This window comes from Acidovorax sp. NPDC077693, from assembly GCF_044542805.1.
Classification (GTDB): domain Bacteria; phylum Pseudomonadota; class Gammaproteobacteria; order Burkholderiales; family Burkholderiaceae_C; genus Acidovorax.
The window spans coordinates 238,853-255,411 of record NZ_JBITVD010000011.1; the positions used below are offsets into that span (position 1 = coordinate 238,853).

Annotated in this window: 13 protein-coding genes; 7 read left to right on the forward strand and 6 right to left on the reverse strand. The window is 61.4% G+C overall.

Annotation, left to right across the window (positions count from 1 at the left end; translation table 11 throughout):
- Positions 1–230: 230 nt before the first annotated feature.
- From ACIGHN_RS17425 to ACIGHN_RS17435, 3 genes are all read right to left on the reverse strand, one after another.
- Complete coding sequence (locus ACIGHN_RS17425) at positions 231–1,469, reverse strand: hypothetical protein (RefSeq protein ID WP_396505337.1); 1,239 nt, start codon at positions 1,467–1,469, stop codon at positions 231–233.
- Positions 1,470–1,526: 57 nt separating this feature from the next.
- Positions 1,527–2,336 (reverse strand): NYN domain-containing protein, encoded by an 810-nt coding sequence (locus ACIGHN_RS17430; RefSeq protein ID WP_396505338.1) that lies wholly within the window; start codon positions 2,334–2,336, stop codon positions 1,527–1,529.
- A gap of 182 nt (positions 2,337–2,518) precedes the next feature.
- Entirely contained in the window at positions 2,519–4,018 is a 1,500-nt protein-coding gene (locus ACIGHN_RS17435) for an efflux transporter outer membrane subunit (RefSeq protein WP_396505339.1), read from the reverse strand.
- 92 nt (positions 4,019–4,110) lie between these two features.
- Between ACIGHN_RS17435 and ACIGHN_RS17440 the strand changes: the two genes are divergently transcribed.
- The 6 genes from ACIGHN_RS17440 (at position 4,111) to ACIGHN_RS17465 (ending at position 11,305) form a co-directional block, all read left to right on the forward strand.
- Positions 4,111–4,728, forward strand: a complete 618-nt coding sequence (locus ACIGHN_RS17440) for a TetR/AcrR family transcriptional regulator (protein WP_288851593.1) — start codon at positions 4,111–4,113, stop codon at positions 4,726–4,728.
- 83 nt (positions 4,729–4,811) lie between these two features.
- Entirely contained in the window at positions 4,812–5,930 is a 1,119-nt protein-coding gene (locus tag ACIGHN_RS17445; RefSeq protein WP_396505340.1) for an efflux RND transporter periplasmic adaptor subunit, read from the forward strand.
- A complete protein-coding gene (locus ACIGHN_RS17450; protein ID WP_396505341.1) occupies positions 5,927–9,013 on the forward strand; it encodes an efflux RND transporter permease subunit in 3,087 nt (1,028 codons plus the stop codon). Before ACIGHN_RS17445 ends, ACIGHN_RS17450 begins: the two co-directional genes overlap by 4 nt.
- Positions 9,014–9,052: 39 nt before the next feature.
- Complete coding sequence (locus ACIGHN_RS17455) at positions 9,053–9,859, forward strand: oxidoreductase (protein WP_288851596.1); 807 nt, start codon at positions 9,053–9,055, stop codon at positions 9,857–9,859.
- Between the two features lie 93 nt (positions 9,860–9,952).
- Positions 9,953–10,504, forward strand: a complete 552-nt coding sequence (locus tag ACIGHN_RS17460) for a PaaI family thioesterase (protein WP_396505342.1) — start codon at positions 9,953–9,955, stop codon at positions 10,502–10,504.
- 96 nt (positions 10,505–10,600) lie between these two features.
- Positions 10,601–11,305 carry a Crp/Fnr family transcriptional regulator gene (locus ACIGHN_RS17465; protein WP_288851598.1) on the forward strand — a complete coding sequence of 235 codons (705 nt, stop codon included), beginning with the start codon at positions 10,601–10,603 and terminating at the stop codon, positions 11,303–11,305.
- Positions 11,306–11,356: 51 nt separating this feature from the next.
- Here the strand turns inward: ACIGHN_RS17465 and ACIGHN_RS17470 are convergent, their stop codons facing one another.
- From ACIGHN_RS17470 to ACIGHN_RS17480, 3 genes are all read right to left on the reverse strand, one after another.
- Complete coding sequence (locus ACIGHN_RS17470) at positions 11,357–11,641, reverse strand: DUF4148 domain-containing protein (protein WP_137747127.1); 285 nt, start codon at positions 11,639–11,641, stop codon at positions 11,357–11,359.
- 502 nt (positions 11,642–12,143) lie between these two features.
- Positions 12,144–12,866, reverse strand: coding sequence for an HNH endonuclease (locus ACIGHN_RS17475; protein ID WP_396505343.1), 723 nt, complete (start codon positions 12,864–12,866; stop codon positions 12,144–12,146).
- A complete protein-coding gene (locus ACIGHN_RS17480) occupies positions 12,863–15,208 on the reverse strand; it encodes an AAA family ATPase (RefSeq protein ID WP_396505344.1) in 2,346 nt (781 codons plus the stop codon). The genes ACIGHN_RS17475 and ACIGHN_RS17480 overlap by 4 nt, the downstream gene beginning before the upstream one ends.
- A 521-nt stretch (positions 15,209–15,729) precedes the next feature.
- On the opposite strand from ACIGHN_RS17480, the gene ACIGHN_RS17485 reads away from it, so the two are divergent.
- On the forward strand, positions 15,730–16,494 hold the full coding sequence (locus ACIGHN_RS17485) for a PIN domain-containing protein (protein ID WP_396505345.1): 765 nt from the start codon (positions 15,730–15,732) through the stop codon (positions 16,492–16,494).
- Positions 16,495–16,559 lie beyond the last annotated feature (65 nt).

A 16,559-nucleotide genomic window follows, 5' to 3' on the forward strand; every position in this document is an offset into this window, starting at 1 on the left:
GCGCAGCCAGGAACAGCCGATCACCAGCCAGTCGATGCCTCGGCAATCATCAGGCTCGACGGGAACAGACTTCGCAGAGACCCGTCCCCCGTCACCAGAGAGCAACCCAACCAGGGCTTGCAGCCAGGCGCCGGAGCAGGCGGATGCCCGGACCTCAGGTCATCTCGTACGGGAGAGCACCGGACTCCGATCCGTTCCGCAGAGGTGCACAAGGCAAACCTCAGAAAACCTCACTCGGGCCACCACAGCGGCCGATCCGGCGCAACGCCTTCGGCGCGCAACGCGTCGGCAAGCCCATGCACGGGATCCTTAAGACTGCTTCGCACCAGGGCGATCCACGTATGCAGGGCCTCGTCCTCTGACTTGTCACCTGCGATCACCTCCAAGTAGGACAGCATGTCCAGGACACGGTGATAGTCTCCAAGCGCCTCCCCAACGGCAAGCGCGCGCGGTAGCTGGGATGCCCGGGCTTCCCGGCGCTTGGCGCGGGCCTCTTCGGCGGCGGCCGCGATACGGCGTGCGAGATCGGCTTCCTGCCGCGCCTTCGCCCGCATGGCGGCTTCCTCGGCCACCAGCTTCGAGCGAAGCGCCTCTGCCTCAGGAAATGCAATCAGGGCCTGCGTGATCTCGGGGAGACGTTTCTCCATCTGCTCCCGGGTCCCCGACCACTGGCGGGCAATGGCGCTCCAGTCTCGCTCCAGCTTCAGCTTGTAGGCATCGAGGGCCCTGTACTCCGCTGGCTCATAGAGGACGCCCTTGCGCGGGGGCTTGATGATCTTTTCCGCCTGCTCGGCGAAGTTCAGGCAAATCGAGCCTCCTGCCCTGCGGATCTCGACCGTGTTTCGGGAACCCTTGCCGCTGGCAACGATCTGGCAGCCTCCCGCGATGAGTCCACGAAGCAGCGCCTCGTGGAAACGAAGAATCCAGTCAATGTTGGCCGTCGTGGCGGTGATGCGCAGGCAGCCTCCGTCGGTGATGTACCGTCCCATCGACATATGGTGTCCCGTGATGCCGCCGAAGAAAGGCCTCCCCTGAGCCGCAGCACGCTCCCTGTCCCGCGCCCGCTTCTGTTCCTCACGCTCGATGGACTGGAAAAAGCGGGCCGTCTTGGCCACCAGCGGATGGCAATTGTCGAGTGAGGTTGGTATTTCGATGGGCGACACGGCGATGCCGTCTTTCGCGCGGGAGAAGGTTTGCCGGACCTGCTGGAGTCTCGTCGCGTCCTCCGACCGATCCACCGTTGTGTCCTTGTCCGGCAAAGGGATCACAGAGTCCATTTCAGCCGGCGGCAATGGTGTGGGGAGACTGGGCTTTCCAGCCGCATGGCGGGTCCAGAAGCCGACAGGCGGCACAGGAATGTTGTACCTGCGGCAGAGTTTGGACAGGCCGACGTCCGACAGGCCCAATTGAGGTCCCAGATGCCTGAGCGGCGTTTTCCAGACCAGCCCATAAAGTTCTGAACGCTTCACCGACATCTCCTCAGACATGGCAAGAAAGAACGCACCAGCACTACCCAGGCCAGAGCCCTACACGCGCGGTGCTTCCGTCTCCGGCGCACTCTCCGTCTTGGGCTGCAGGCTCAGCGACCAATGCCCTCCCGGCTCCTGCTGCGGCGCCAGCAGGTCGTACGTCTTGACCATGTTCAGCAACCCGGAGTGCCCGTAAGTCTGTGGAGAAAAGGCCGGATCGGTGCGCTTGAGGTATTGGCCGAGGGCGCCAAGGCCCACCTTGCCCTCCGAGGTGTCGCTGGCAAGAAGCGCCACGGCTTCCACAAGGAAGCGTGGCCTGCGCTTGACCACGGACTTGGGAGGCTCCTGCTTGGCCTGATCGGCGTGGGGAGGCTCCGGTTTCGCCGCGGGCTTTTGAGCGGAGTCGAGGACCTGCTCGACCGGCGGCGCGGGACGGACCCATTCGAAGAACTGGTCGCTGGCGTTGCGCAACGCATCGGGCGTCTTGGGCTCACCGACGATGCACACCGTCGCTCCACGCTCACGCAGCTTGCGGCACAGGTAGGCAAAATCGGAATCACTGGTGACCAGGCAGAAGGTGTCCGCCCTTTCATCGAAGAGCGCCTCCAGCGCGTCCAGCGCCAGGGCGATGTCAGCGGTGTTCTTGCCGGCCGCATACTGGTACTGCAGGCACGGCGTGAACGCCAGGCGCACCAAGGCATCCTGCCATTTGTTCGCCAGCGTGGACTGGTTGCCATAGCCGCGACGCAGCACGACACGACCAAACTGGGCAACCATGCGCAGCGCATGTTCAAGGATTTCAGGCGAGACGTTGTCGCAGTCGACCAGCACCGCAACGCGGGTCTCTGTGGTGGGGCTGTTACTCATCCGGATTGCTATGCAGGATTTTTTGACCCCACACAGTAGCCGATTTCAAGCGCTTCCCCGTCAACAATATGTTCGTTCTGATTTCTGGGTTGGAAATCGCATTTGAATTGGGCGCCCATTGATCTCAGCCGTCGCCTTCAGGCTGATTGCAGTCGTTCGCAGCATGGACTACGAACGGCTGCTCATGAGCGGGTTTTGACGCTCGAATAGGCGGGCACCTCAACCGTGGGAGGCGTTGTTGTATATAAATTTGCCTCCCACCCGCCTCCCAGCGCCTTGAAGATGGCCACGGCCGAGCGGGCGGATTCCGTCTGTGCCTGCACGCGCGCCTCGGCCGCGCGCAGCAAGGTCTCATCAGCGTGAAGAACCTCGATTAAGCTGACGACGCCTTTTTGGTACGCCGAGAATGATGCGGCGCGCGCGCGGCCCAGCGCGTCAACACCGCTTGTCAACACCGCCACCTGCTCCTGCCGCCTGGCAAGGGAAGACAGAGCGTTCTCGACGTCCTCCGTGGCCTTGAGCGCTGCCAGCCGATAGGCAGCCAGCATTTCTGCCTCTTGCCCCTTGGCCTGTTCAATCTGCGCATTGATGCGCGCGAAGTCGAAAAGGCGCCAACGCAGCCCGAGCACGCCCGTGGCCTGGCTAGCGCCGCCCGAGAACAAATTGCCGCTGGAGACAGACGTTGCACTACCCACCAGGCCGCTGAGAGACAGCTTGGGGTAGTACTCCGAGATGGCAGCGCCAATGCGTGCATTGGATGCCGCCAGGCGGCGCTCGGCAACGATGAGGTCCGGCCTGCGTCTGAGCAGGTCACTCGGTGACCCCGTCGCGATGCTTTGGGGCGTGCTGGGGATGTTGCCCGGTGCGATGAGTTCTGCGCGGTGGGTGCCTGGGGGCGTTCCCAAGATCACATCCATGGCATTCATCGCTGTGTCCAGGGACGCATCCAACACAGGAATGGCTGCTTGAGCTTGTGAGAGCGCGCCTTCCGCCTGCCGCACCTGGAGTTCTGCCGCAAGGCCTTTGCTATGCAGCAGCCGGATTTTGGACAGCAGGTCCTGCTGAGTCTGTACCTGTTGGCGGGCCACGTCCCGGCGGGCCTGCAGGCCACGCACGGTGATGTAGATGTCTGCCGTCTGTGCCGCCACGGCCAGCCGGGTGGCCACCGCGCCTGCTTCCGAGGACTGGTATTCGGCCGTGGCCGCTTCCCGCCCCCGGCGCAAGCCCCCAAACACATCCAGTTCCCAGCTGGCGCCCAGATTGGCCTCGTAGGCGCTGCCATACCGGTCAAAGCCTGGCATCGAACTCAGGACCTGCCCCAAAGGCGTTTGCGCGGACTGGTAGGCCCGTGCAGCCTGCCCTGACGCGGCGGCAGACGGCAGCAGTGCGGCGTCGGCAGCGCCCAGTCCCGCACGCGCCTGGGCCACACGAGCAGCGGCTTGCGCCAGATCCAGGTTTTGCTGCAGCGCCAGCGACACGAATTGCGTCAACTGCGGGTCGCCAAAGCTGGACCACCAGTGGGCCAGCTCTGGGGGTGCCTTCTCCAGCGGTTGCTCTCTGATGGCCCGCTCCTGGAACTGCCCAGGCAGGGCGATAGGGGGGCGAACATAGTCCGGCCCCACGGCACAGCCAGCGGACAGGCTGGCCACAAGAAGGGCGGCGAGGGTGCGTTTGTGCAGCATGGTGTTTTCCGGTCATCAGTGCGTTAAATTGTGACCATAATACCAAATGGTCACTGGTTGTCTAGTGTGTGAGACTGTCGTAAGCTGCACCCATGACCAAAACCAGCCATCCCACCGCCGCAGGCCGGGGCCCTGCGGACCACGAGGTGCGAAACCAGATCGTGATCGCCGCCACAGAGCACTTCAGCCGTTACGGCTACGAAAAAACCACCGTGTCTGACTTGGCCAAGGAAATCGGTTTTTCCAAGGCCTATATCTACAAGTTTTTCGAGTCCAAGCAGGCCATTGGCGAGATGATTTGTGCGAACTGCCTGAGCGATATCGAGAGCGAGGTCCGGGCGGCCGTGGCCCAGGCCGATCGGCCGCCCGAGAAGCTGCGGCGCATGTTCAAGGCCATTGTGGAGTCGAGCCTGCGTCTCTTTTTTCAGGACAGAAAGCTCTACGAGATTGCCACCTCGGCGGCGACCGAACGCTGGCAGTCCACCATCGTTTACGAGGAGCGGCTTCAGGCGCTGTTGCGGGATGTTTTGCAGGAAGGCCGACAGACTGGCGACTTCGAGCGCAAGACGCCGCTGGATGAAACCACTGCCGCCATCCATCTGGTGATGCGGCCCTACCTCAACCCCCTGATCCTCCAGCACAGCCTGGACTACGCCAATGAGGCGCCCGCCCAGTTGTCCAGTCTGGTTCTGCGCAGCCTCTCCCCGTGATCCACAAATCATTTGTGACTATTGACTAAATTGGTCACAAGAATCACAATGAAAGTCCCGATTCATTCGCACAAGGGACTTTCATGCTTCGGCCTCGCCTCGCCACCCTGTTTTTCGTTTCAGCCTTGCCGTTGGCGCTGGTCGCTTGCGGCGAAAAGGCATCTTCCGATCCTCGCACCCAGGCGCCGCTGGTGCGGGCCGCCGGCGTTCAGGAGGCCGCTGCTTCCACCCGGGCGTTCACTGGCACCGTAGCGGCGCGGGTGCAGAGCGACCTGGGCTTTCGCGTCCCGGGCAAGGTGCTGGAGCGGCTAGTGGATGCTGGGCAGACCGTCAAACGCGGCCAGCCGCTCATGCGCATCGATGCGGCGGACTTGAAGCTGGCAGCCCATGCGCAGCAAGAGGCCGTGGCCGCTGCGCGTGCCCGTGCACGCCAGACGGCGGACGATGAAGCGCGCTACCGCGACCTGCGCGGCACGGGTGCCATCTCTGTCACGGCCTACGACCAGGCGAAGGCAGCCGCAGACGCCGCCCAGGCGCAGCTCAGCGCTGCTGAAGCCCAGGCCGATGTCTCCCGCAATGCCAGCCGTTACGCCGAGTTGGTGGCCGATGGAGATGGCGTTGTCGTGGAAACACTGGCCGAGCCCGGTCAGGTGGTGAACGCCGGACAACCCGTGGTCCGCCTGGCCCACGAAGGCCGCCGCGAGGCGCTCATCCAGTTGCCCGAGACCTTGCGCCCCGCCATCGGTTCGCAGGCGCAAGCCACCTTGTTCGGCAAAGAGGGCCTCGCCGTGCCGGCCAGGCTGCGCCAGCTGTCCAGCGCGGCAGACCGGGTGACGCGCACCTTCGAGGCGCGCTATGTGTTGGAAGGCGATTTGGCCAACGCGCCCCTGGGCACCACGGTGGTGGTGCGCATCGCAGACGACAAAGCCTCTGTGGCGGCGGGCCTGCAAGTGCCCATCGGCGCCTTGTTCGACGCGGGCAAGGGCCCGGGTGTGTGGGTGATTCGCGGTGAACCGGCCAAGGTGGCCTGGCAGCCGGTGGCCGTCCAGCGCCTGGACGATGCGGGTGCTTATGTAACGGGCCAGATCAAGCCTGGGGAGCGTGTTGTCGCCCTGGGTGCGCACCTGCTCCGTGAAGGCGATGCGGTTCGGCTGGCCGATCTGGCGGCTTCCGCCGCCGTGACCGAAGGAGCACGTCCGTGAGCCAAGGCCGTTTCAACCTGTCGGCGCTGGCAGTGCGCGAGCGCGCCATCACCCTGTTCCTGATTTTCCTGATCTCAGCGGCAGGCATTCTGGCCTTCGCCAAGCTCGGGCGCGCAGAAGACCCGCCTTTCACGATCAAGCAGATGACGATCGTCACGGCCTGGCCCGGCGCCACAGCACAGGAGATGCAAGACCAAGTCGCGGAACCTCTGGAAAAGCGCATGCAGGAACTGCGCTGGTACGACCGCTCGGAAACCTTCACCCGCCCTGGCTTGGCGTTCACCATGGTGTCGCTGCTCGACAGCGCACCGCCCTCGCAGGTGCAGGAAGAGTTCTACCAGGCCCGCAAGAAGATCAGCGACGAGGCCCGAAGGCTGCCTGCGGGCGTTATCGGCCCCATGGTCAACGACGAGTATGCCGATGTGACCTTTGCGTTGTTCGCCCTCAAGGCCAAGGGTGAGCCCCAGAGGCAACTGGTGCGCGATGCCGAGGTGCTGCGCCAGCAACTGCTGCACGTGGCGGGCGTCAAGAAGGTCAACATCATCGGGGAGCAGTCCGAGCGGATCTTTGTCTCCTTCTCCCACGACCGGCTGGCCACGCTGGGCGTGTCACCGCAAGACATTTTTGCCGCCCTCAACAGCCAGAACGTACTGGCCCCCGCAGGCTCCATCGAAACCCAGGGGCCGCAGGTCTTCCTGCGCGTGGACGGCGCCCTCAACACGCTGGAGAAGATAAGGCAGACCCCCATCGTCGCGCAGGGGCGCACGCTGAAATTGTCGGATGTGGCAACCGTCGAGCGCGGCTACGAAGACCCCGCCACGTTCCTCGTGCGCAACGGTGGCGAGCCAGCCCTGCTGCTGGGCGTGGTGATGCGTGACGACTGGAACGGGCTCGACCTGGGCAAGGCGCTGGAGGCCGAGGTCACCCACATCAACTCTCAACTGCCCATGGGCATGACGCTGACCAAGGTGACCGACCAGGCCGTCAACATCGCCTCGGCGGTAGACGAATTCATGGTCAAGTTTTTCGTCGCCCTGCTGGTGGTGATGGTGGTGTGCTTTGTCAGCATGGGCTGGCGTGTGGGCATCGTCGTTGCAGCCGCTGTGCCGCTGACGCTGGCGGCAGTGTTCGTGGTCATGGCTGCCTCTGGCAAGAACTTTGACCGCATCACGCTGGGCTCACTCATCCTGGCCCTCGGCCTGCTGGTGGACGACGCCATCATCGCCATCGAAATGATGGTGGTGAAGATGGAAGAGGGTTACGACCGTGTGGCCGCCTCGGCCTATGCCTGGAGCCATACGGCGGCGCCCATGCTTTCGGGCACGCTGGTCACGGCCATTGGCTTCATGCCCAATGGCTTTGCACGCTCCACGGCAGGTGAATACACCAGCAACATGTTCTGGATCGTGGGCATTGCATTGATCGCGTCGTGGGTGGTGGCCGTGGTGTTCACGCCGTACCTGGGCGTCAAGCTGTTGCCCAACCTCAAAAAGGTAGAGGGCGGGCACGACGCCATCTACGACACGCCGCGCTACAACCGGTTTCGCCAGCTGCTTGGCCGCGTCATTGCGCGCAAGTGGATCGTGGCGGCCTCTGTCGTCATGCTCTTTGTGGTGTCGGTGCTGGGCATGGCCGTGGTCAAGAAGCAGTTCTTCCCCACATCCGACCGGCCAGAAGTGCTGGTCGAGGTGCAGATGCCCTATGGCACGTCCATCGAACAAACCAGCGCCGCCACGGCCAAGGTCGAGGCCTGGCTCGCGAAGCAGGACGAGGCCAAGGTGGTGACCGCCTACATCGGCCAGGGTGCGCCGCGCTTCTTCCTGGCCATGTCGCCCGAGCTGCCGGACCCATCGTTCGCCAAGGTCGTGGTGCTCACGGGCAACGACAAGGAGCGGGAAGCTCTCAAGTTCAGGCTGCGCCATGCCGTGGCCGATGGCCTGGCGCCAGAGGCGCAGGTGCGGGTCACGCAAATCGTGTTTGGCCCACCCTCGCCCTTCCCGGTGGCTTACCGCGTCATGGGCCCCGACCCCGACAAGCTGCGCGCAATCGCCGCCGAGGTTGAGGCCGTGCTGCAGGCCAGCCCGATGATTCGTACGGTCAACACAGACTGGGGCCCGCGTGTCCCGACCCTGCACTTCACACTCGACCAAGACCGCCTGACGGCCGTGGGACTCAGCTCCAGCGCCGTGGCCCAGCAGCTGCAGTTCTTGCTGAGCGGCGCACCGCTGACGGAGGTGCGTGAGGACATCCGCTTGGTGCAGGTCATGGGCCGGGCCGCTGGCGATGTTCGCCTGGACCCCGCGAAGATTTCTGGCCTGTCGCTGGTGGGGTCGGGCGGGCAGCGCATCCCGCTGTCGCAGGTGGGCAAGGTCGATGTGCGCATGGAAGACCCCATCCTGCGCCGACGCGACCGCACGCCGACGATCACGGTGCGTGGCGATATTGCCGAGGGCCTGCAGCCGCCAGACGTGTCCACCGCCATCACCCAGCAGCTCCAGCCCATCATGGACAAGTTGCCGGGCGGCTACCGCATCGTCGAAGCGGGCTCCATCGAAGAAGCTGGCAAGGCCACCGTCGCCATGCTGCCGATCTTCCCCATCATGCTGGCGGCGACCCTGCTCATCATCATCCTGCAGGTCCGCTCGATTTCGGGCATGGTCATGGTCTTCCTGACCAGCCCGCTGGGCCTGATCGGCGTGGTGCCCACGCTGCTCCTGTTCCAGCAGCCTTTCGGCATCAATGCGCTGGTGGGTTTGATTGCGCTGTCTGGCATCTTGATGCGCAACACGCTGATCCTGATCGGGCAGATCCGAGAAAACGAGGAGGCTGGGCTGGACCCCTTCTGCGCCGTGGTCGAGGCCACTGTGCAACGTGCCCGCCCGGTGATCCTCACCGCCCTGGCCGCGATCCTGGCGTTCATCCCTCTCACGCACTCAGTGTTCTGGGGAACGCTGGCCTACACCTTGATCGGCGGAACGCTGGCCGGCACGGTGCTAACGCTCGTGTTCCTTCCTGCGATGTATTCGATCTGGTTCGGTATCCGGCCCGCTCGTTCTTCCTCCGCGTCCCCAGCATCCGTGTGATTCCCCCCTGCACATCCCTCCTACAAAAAAGGAACTGCCATGTCGAAATCCAAAGTTGTCGTTGTCACCGGCGTGTCCTCGGGCATCGGTCGTGCTGCGGCCATACAGTTTGCCCAGCAGGGCTGCCGGGTCTTTGGCACCGTGCGCAACACGGCCAAAGCGCACGCCATTCCCAACGTGACGCTCATTGAAATGGACATCCGCGACGAGGTATCGGTGGAGCGCGGCATCCAGACCATCATCGCGCAAGCCCAGCGCATCGACGTGCTGGTCAACAGCGCGGGCGTGACCCTGCTGGGGGCAGCGGAAGAAACCTCGGTCGAGGAAGCCAAGACGCTGTTTGACACCAACCTCTTCGGCATCTTGCGCGTGATCAAGGCCGTGTTGCCCCACATGCGCGCACAGCGCTCCGGCCGCATCGTCAATGTAAGTTCGGTGCTCGGCTTTCTGCCCGCGCCCTACATGGCGCTCTACTCGGCGTCCAAGCACGCGGTTGAAGGGCTGGCCGAGACGCTGGACCATGAGGTGCGCCAATTCGGTATCCGCGTCTCGCTGGTCGAGCCTTCCTTCACCAAGACCAACCTGGATCTGAACGCGCCCCAAACGGTCGCCCGGATCGCTGACTACAGCGACGAACTGGAAATCGTGTCGAAAGCGATCCAGAGCAATGTGCAGAAGGCGCCCCCGCCCCAGGGAGTAGCCGACACCATCGTCCGAGCCTCACTCGGGGCCTGGAAGATGCGCCACACACCCAAAGGCGAGGCATCGCTGCTGGCCAAGCTGCGCCGTTTCATGCCTGCAGGCCCTGTGGGAAAGGGCCTGCGCAAATCTTTCGGGCTGGCGTAAGAGCTGACACCGATCCCCTCCCGCAGCCGCTGGCGGCAAGCCCGCCACGGTATGCGGCAAGTGCACTGCCTTGTGACTCAACTGGAGAGCATCATGATCAACGAAAACGAGCCCATGAACTGGGCGGCGCAGCAGTCTGACGCTGTACACCGCATGCGCGAAGGTGGTGGCCAGCCAGACCTGGCCCGCGCAGAGCAGATCGCAGGAAGGAGCGGCCGCCAGATCCTCGAAGCCATGGTGTCTGGCGAGCTGCCCTACCCGCCCATGAGCGACACCATGAACCTCGCTTTGCTGGAGGTGGGCGATGGCCGCGCCGTGTTTCAGGGCATCCCGTTGCTGGCGCACTACAACCCGCTGGGCAGCGTGCATGGGGGCTGGTTTGCGTCGCTCCTGGACTCTGCACTGGGTTGCGCAATTCAGTCCGCGCTGCCTGAGGGGCAGTCTTACACCACGGCCGAACTCAGCATCAAGATCGTGCGGTCTGCGTCCCACAAAACCGGCCCGCTGCGGGCCACTGGCAGGCTGGTTCATTGCGGTGATCGGCTCGCGACTGCCGAGGCCCGCGTCGAGGATGAGCACGGCAAACTGTATGCCCACGCCACGACGACATGCCTAGTCTTCGACTTGTCGAAGCGCGATGCTTAGCGCAGTTTGCATTTGGTCTATTAGGCCGGCGTCACGTTCGTGCCCGGATCGCCCCACGCGCCAAGCCGGAGTTCGCTCGGCAGCCAAGAGACAGCCATGCTATTCGTGAAAGACAGTCCGTTGGAGGTTGCAGTACGCAGGCTCAAGGTGTGCCACCTCTTCGCCGGAATGGATGAATCGAAGCTCTCCGAGGTAGCTCGCCAGTGCAGTTGGCAACAACTAGACACGGGACACATTGCGAGAGGCCGATCACAGGAAACCTTCTTTATCGTCTGCCAAGGCAAGATGCGCGTTTCAGCCTTGTCTCCGAACGGTCGGGAGCTACTCATTGCGGACTTTGACCAAGGCGAGCATTTCGGGGTCATCGGCGTGCTGGGGGCGAGTGCCGCCTCGTTACAGGCTCATGCCATGGAGCCGTCGTTATTGGCCTGTCTGCAACGTGCCGACTTCATGAGGCTGGTTCAGCAGAATTCCCTGTTGGCTGAGCGTGTGCGCGAATCGCTTCAGATCGCCGCAGAGCAATTGATGAGTCGGCTTGTCGAGATGGGCGTCCTAAACATCGCAGGGCGACTCTATAGCTGTTTGCTGGAGATGGCACGACAGACTGGCATTACGGACAACTGTGCCGCCATCGTGCCAGCGCCGCACCACTCTGAACTGGCGACCCGGATTGCGGCGTCGCGCGAAGAGGTGAGTCGCGAATTGGCTCGGCTACGCAAGCTGGGTCTCATCACGTCCACACGCCAAAAACTCTTGCTGAACGATGTAGCAGCGTTGGAGCTGCGACTTCAGAATCTTTGAGTGGAGTACGGGCAGTGAGAAGCGGTCCAAAGCCCGCTTCTCACGTACCGGTCAAAGTTCGCCGGACGAAATCCGGCCCTGTCGCAGAGCCTCGGCGGCAGCAGCGCTGACCGCTGTACGGTCAGCCTTTGATTGATATGCCAAAGCCTGAGAGCCTGCGGGATGCACGCTACGTGTCTTGACCACAGTGGCGGCCTCGGCAGCGACTTCCGCGCGCGTGCGTTGGGTCTCAAATTTCAGCGCGTACTGCGAAGCATCTGCTTCGTCAGCCTGAGCGCCAAAGGATGTGAATACCGCGATTGCAGAGATAGAAAGAATGCGAAGGGTCGTGTTCATGATGGTTCCTCAGTGAATATGCGCGCCGAAAGTGTCTCGCTCCACAGAAAGTGCGTTTATGGCATCGTGCCTATGGACCGTCTTCGTGAAATTGCTGCTTTAGGCGCTGAGGAAATTCTCATTCTTGGGGTCACGAAGGTCTGTGTGATTTCTCACGTGAACCGCAACGCGAACTCAAGGCTGGACGCTGGGGAACAGGCGACCCGGAGATCGCGCTCGCGAATCAAATAGACGTTGATGCTGTTAAGCCGCTGATCACGATGGCGTATGAAGGGCGCTGACCGCTTTCCGCCGGACAGAGGACGCTGAGTCCATCATGTTCGGGTGACCGCAATCGCTGCTACGCCGACTTTGACATTGGCTGGTCTGCTTGAGGTTGAATCCGGTCTTTCGATGGGACACTTCTCACTGGCAACTATTGACCCATGAAAGCAGGTCGCCTTGCCGTCCAGACTGCCATGAAGCGGACATCCGAGACCGGCGCCGTTAGGCTGTTCCTCGATCACGTCGGGTCAGCGGCAAGTTCCAGTGCTTCCATGAAGTCCAACAACTTGACGTCGTCGTGAGTGGCAGCAATCTGCTGAACTTGGCCACGAAGCTTGTCCATGGCCGCAGAGAATCGTGGGTTGGCGCTTACCGAGAGGGTTCTTTCCGAAGACTTCCTCAGTAGCTCGACGCATAGGTGCCGTCCTTGCGGAGTCAAGCCAGCGTAGACGCTGATCGCAGCGCCGTTCGTCTCCAGATGAAGATATCGGACGTGGGAGTCGTATTCATGGAGGCGGGCATGAAAGAAGCCACCACAGCTCTTTTCCTTGAGGTACCGCCTACGCGCTGGTGGCCAGTTTGACCAGTTGTCGTTGGTCTTGACGTGGTTGCAGTCGAAGCACGCCACGGCAAGATTTCGGTATGTGAACGTGTACTGATTGAAGGTATCCTTGGGCAGGATGTGCTCGATGGGCCGCGCATAGGCGATTCCATCAAGACGGCGCCGACAGTAGCAGCAGCGTTCGGCCTGCAGCGCCGCAAGGTGACTGCGCAACGCTGAAATGATAGCAATGCCGGAGCTCTTCTTGCCCGCTACCGTAAACTTAGCATCTCGGATGGCTGACCACGTCCCGGCTCTGCTTGACGCGAGTTTGCGCCATTCACGATAGAAAGCGCGAGCCTCCACTGAAGTCAGCACGTTCTTTCCGAAATCCTTCTCCGCAATCACCAACGGGTTCACGGGTTGGCCCCCTCGGATTGATTGGGGCGAGCCAGTTCCGCTATTACGAGCGTAGCTTTTCGGATGAGATCAAGGTGCAATGCTGGCACCTCGAAGCCAAGCGCTGGGACGGATCTAGCGACCTTCTTCTCCATCTGCTCTAGTTCATCCAAGACGTTCGGCAGCATTTCAGATCGCTCAGTGTTGACAAGCTCGATCGCCCGCGAGACCAACTCGGCGCAGCGTTCGTGGACCTCTCTGTTGTTCCCGGTATAGGTGTCAAATCCCTGGAAAAGGACTCGCTCGACGCTGCTCGAGGCCTGCTCGCCGATGGCTTCTAGCACACCACCGTCTGCCATATATCGGAAGGTGTCGCTCCCGCGTGAGGTCGAAATCAGAATCGGTGAGTGCGTTGCGATGACAATCTGACAGGTGAAGTCCCGACTGATGGTCTGAAAGACCGAAGGCAGCGCTCGCTGCCAAGCGACATGCAAGCTCGTCTCAGGCTCATCGACTAGAAAGACAACGCCGGGTTGGGCGTATTCAACAAGCCGTGCCGTGAGAAGCAGCAATTGCTGTTCGCCTGTACTGAGATGATCGAAGGGAACAATCGAATTCTCACTTTTTTTTCGAAAGCCTAGCTTCCATCCGCTCAGGTTGGCTGGAGCGGCTTCATTACCGAGTGCACGCACAGATTCAAGGACATCGGAGGTAGCGGCCTCCGGCAGTAGGTAGTGCTGACCCTCGAATGACAATTGCTCGAGGACTCTGTTCACCGTTGTGACTTTATCGCTATCGGCGTGGATGGCGACCATCAATTCTGCCAACTTTCGTCCAAGCCTACGTGGCTGCGTGGACGTCTCGCTGGTACGCGCACCCAAGTAGACGTAGTCGGCAGTAGCCCCCATTCTGGACTCGAATCTGTCGCTGGTCGCGGAGGCTATAGCACGCACGGGCCGCCCGGAACTACCATATGCCTTGGCAAGCTGACGCAAGAGCATGCTCTTTCCTGCACCGTTGTTGCCGATGACGTACACGCAGCAGGCTCGTCCTCTTTCTTCCAGCAACTTGTATACAGGGGAGCCATCCAGCAGATCGCTGGCGACCATAGATTCACGCTTCGGAACCCACTGAGACGGGTCGAGAACCGCGTGCTGGCTGTCCTGAATTTCTTCCGACATCACGTAGCGGAAAAGTCCTGGTACTTCGCGTGAGTCTGACCCATACATCTTCCGAGCCCGATTTGACAACGCATCGCCAAGATAGTCGTCATGACGTCGTGAGCTAGTTCCGTCACGCATCATTGCCCCCATGAATGGGACGCTGAGAAATCGCGCCAAGCGGTCCAGAGGTTCGTCCCGTAGTCCGTCGATCGCGCGACCGTTCATCATCAGGACGGGATCACCGACACTAGACCGCTCGGTCGCCATGATCATCATCGAAAGTCGTGCGGAACCGGAAACCCGAGCCGGAATATCTACGACACCCAGAACACGCCTACGCCGTAGCAAATCACGCCGAACTTGCGCGCGCCAGCCTTTGGCTCGTAGATCAGATGTAGGAAGGACCACAATCGTGACGCGCAGGCCATCCCCGCCGTCAAGGAACCATTGAGCGAACTCAAGGCCTCCGAGTTGCAAGGGCCGCTCGCTCTCATACGAGTCCCTCGTCAGACGATTGCGAGTTGGCCAAGCAAACTTGTAGGCTGCCCCAACGTTGACCCAAGAACTGTCTGATCCCTGTTCTCGGGAGAAACTGAATCGCACACCATGAGCACGAAGGCGAAGACAGACCTCGAAGAGATGGGGCTGAAGTTCATCTGGTAATACGTAATCGTTGGCGGCCTCAACGTCATTGAGGCGCACTCCGAGTTCACCAGAGGTCATCGTGTTCAGGTCGACGACTAACCTACCGCGAGCCGACCAGCCCTGAGAAAAATCGGCGACGAAGCTTTCTACCCGCCGTGCCCAGCTATTTGAGTGCCTTATGACCCCCAAGCTTGTGACAAGAAAATCCAAGCGCTTCAGGGTCACCAGGGTACTGTCGCTATCAGATACAAGGTGACGTAGCTGATCCAGCGCGAGTTGAGGTAGGCGCCCCCATTCTGACCGCGCTCCATCATCGTCTCTAATACCTAACCACGCGGTGGCGCTAAACTTGGCCTCCACCAAGCCGTCAGTCGTCTCTGTATCGGCCCATGACCAAGGGAACTGTGGGCGTTCTGCGGTCAGGTGCGTGAACAGCAGAAATACAGCGAGTTTGAGTCCTCCTGCTGGTGTCTGGCTAGGCAGTCCGCGCCAGATAGTCAAAATCTGCTTCTCAAAGCGAGCGGCGTCGATATCGCGTTCGTCTATGTTCTCCATAATCCAGGCCTAACCTCCTCCATGACTTTTGGCCTTATAGGCTGGCGTACTCCGTAAGACACTGTCTTTCGTTTTGCAGAATCCCGCTATTGGCACGCTTCCGATTCAAGCTACGGCTTTTATAGCATCTCGTTACCGGGAAATCACCACAATCTGACTGACTGGAACCGCTGAAAGTCGACTTCAGGCGGCGGATTCAACCGGTCGATACAACATTTTCGCTGAACATCTCAGCCGGTGTGTGTAAACCGAGCGTCTTGCGCGGCGTCGCATTCAATTGTCTCGCAATTGCGTTGAGCTGAAGCTGTGAGAGACCCACGAGCTGCATGGCTGTGGCCTGTAGCGTGGGGCGACGAGCTCGAGCCCGAGCCGCTTAAACTGGCGCGAACAACACCTTTGAGCATCCAGTGAGCAATTCCGCCGACCTTTACCTTTTCGCGGACACCAACGTGTTCCTCCAATGCAAGCCACTAGAGAACGTGGACTGGTCGCCGTTCGCGGATTAGGCGCGGATAGACGTGGTGCTCTGCAGGCCTGTGCAGAGCGAAATCGACGCGCTGAAAGAGGGTGGAAACACTCGCAGGGCTAAGCGCTCGCGCCTCACTTCTTCTGTCATCCGCGAGCTGCTCGCCGAGCCGAAGGCTCTTCGCGAGCGCGCGCCTGCTGTTCGACTTATATTGCGCCACGACCTCCGACGGGACGAAAGCGCCGCTCAAGACCTTGACTACAGCGAGCGCGACGATCAGTTCGTAGGAATTGCCCTAGCATTCAAGAATGCTCGACCGGATGTTGCCGTGCGTTTGTTGACAAACGACACAGGGCCTATGGCAAGCGCAAACATGGTGGGCCTCGAGTTCGTCGAGGTGCCGGAGAACTGGCTACTTGAGCCAGAGTCTGACGAGAACGACAAGCGCGAGAAAGAACTGCGCGACCAGCTCGCACGATACAAGCAAGCTGAGCCGCAGTTCGAGTTGACGGTCATCGAGCCCGCGTCGAAGCGAATAGAAGCTGCGATGCAGTGTTTCGCATCGCTAACAGATGCGGAAGTGGAAGGCCTGATGGCCTGCTTGGCCGAAGAGAATCCGGTCGCAAGCGACTTCGGCCCCAGAGAGGCGCCGCCCCGGTCTGCCTCTCTGACTGGGGGCGGCACTGCACTCTATGGCATCGGCCGGGAAATGTTCGAGCCTGCTTCCGAGAAAAAGATCGAGAACTACAAGGCGGCGCACGAGAACTGGCTTGATTCATGCCGTGAGTATCTAAGTGTCGCATCCCGGACGATTGCATAGACTCTAAACGCTATCCGCTCTTCATGGCCCGAGCTGTTCTGCAGGAGTTGGTAGAGTCCTTGCAA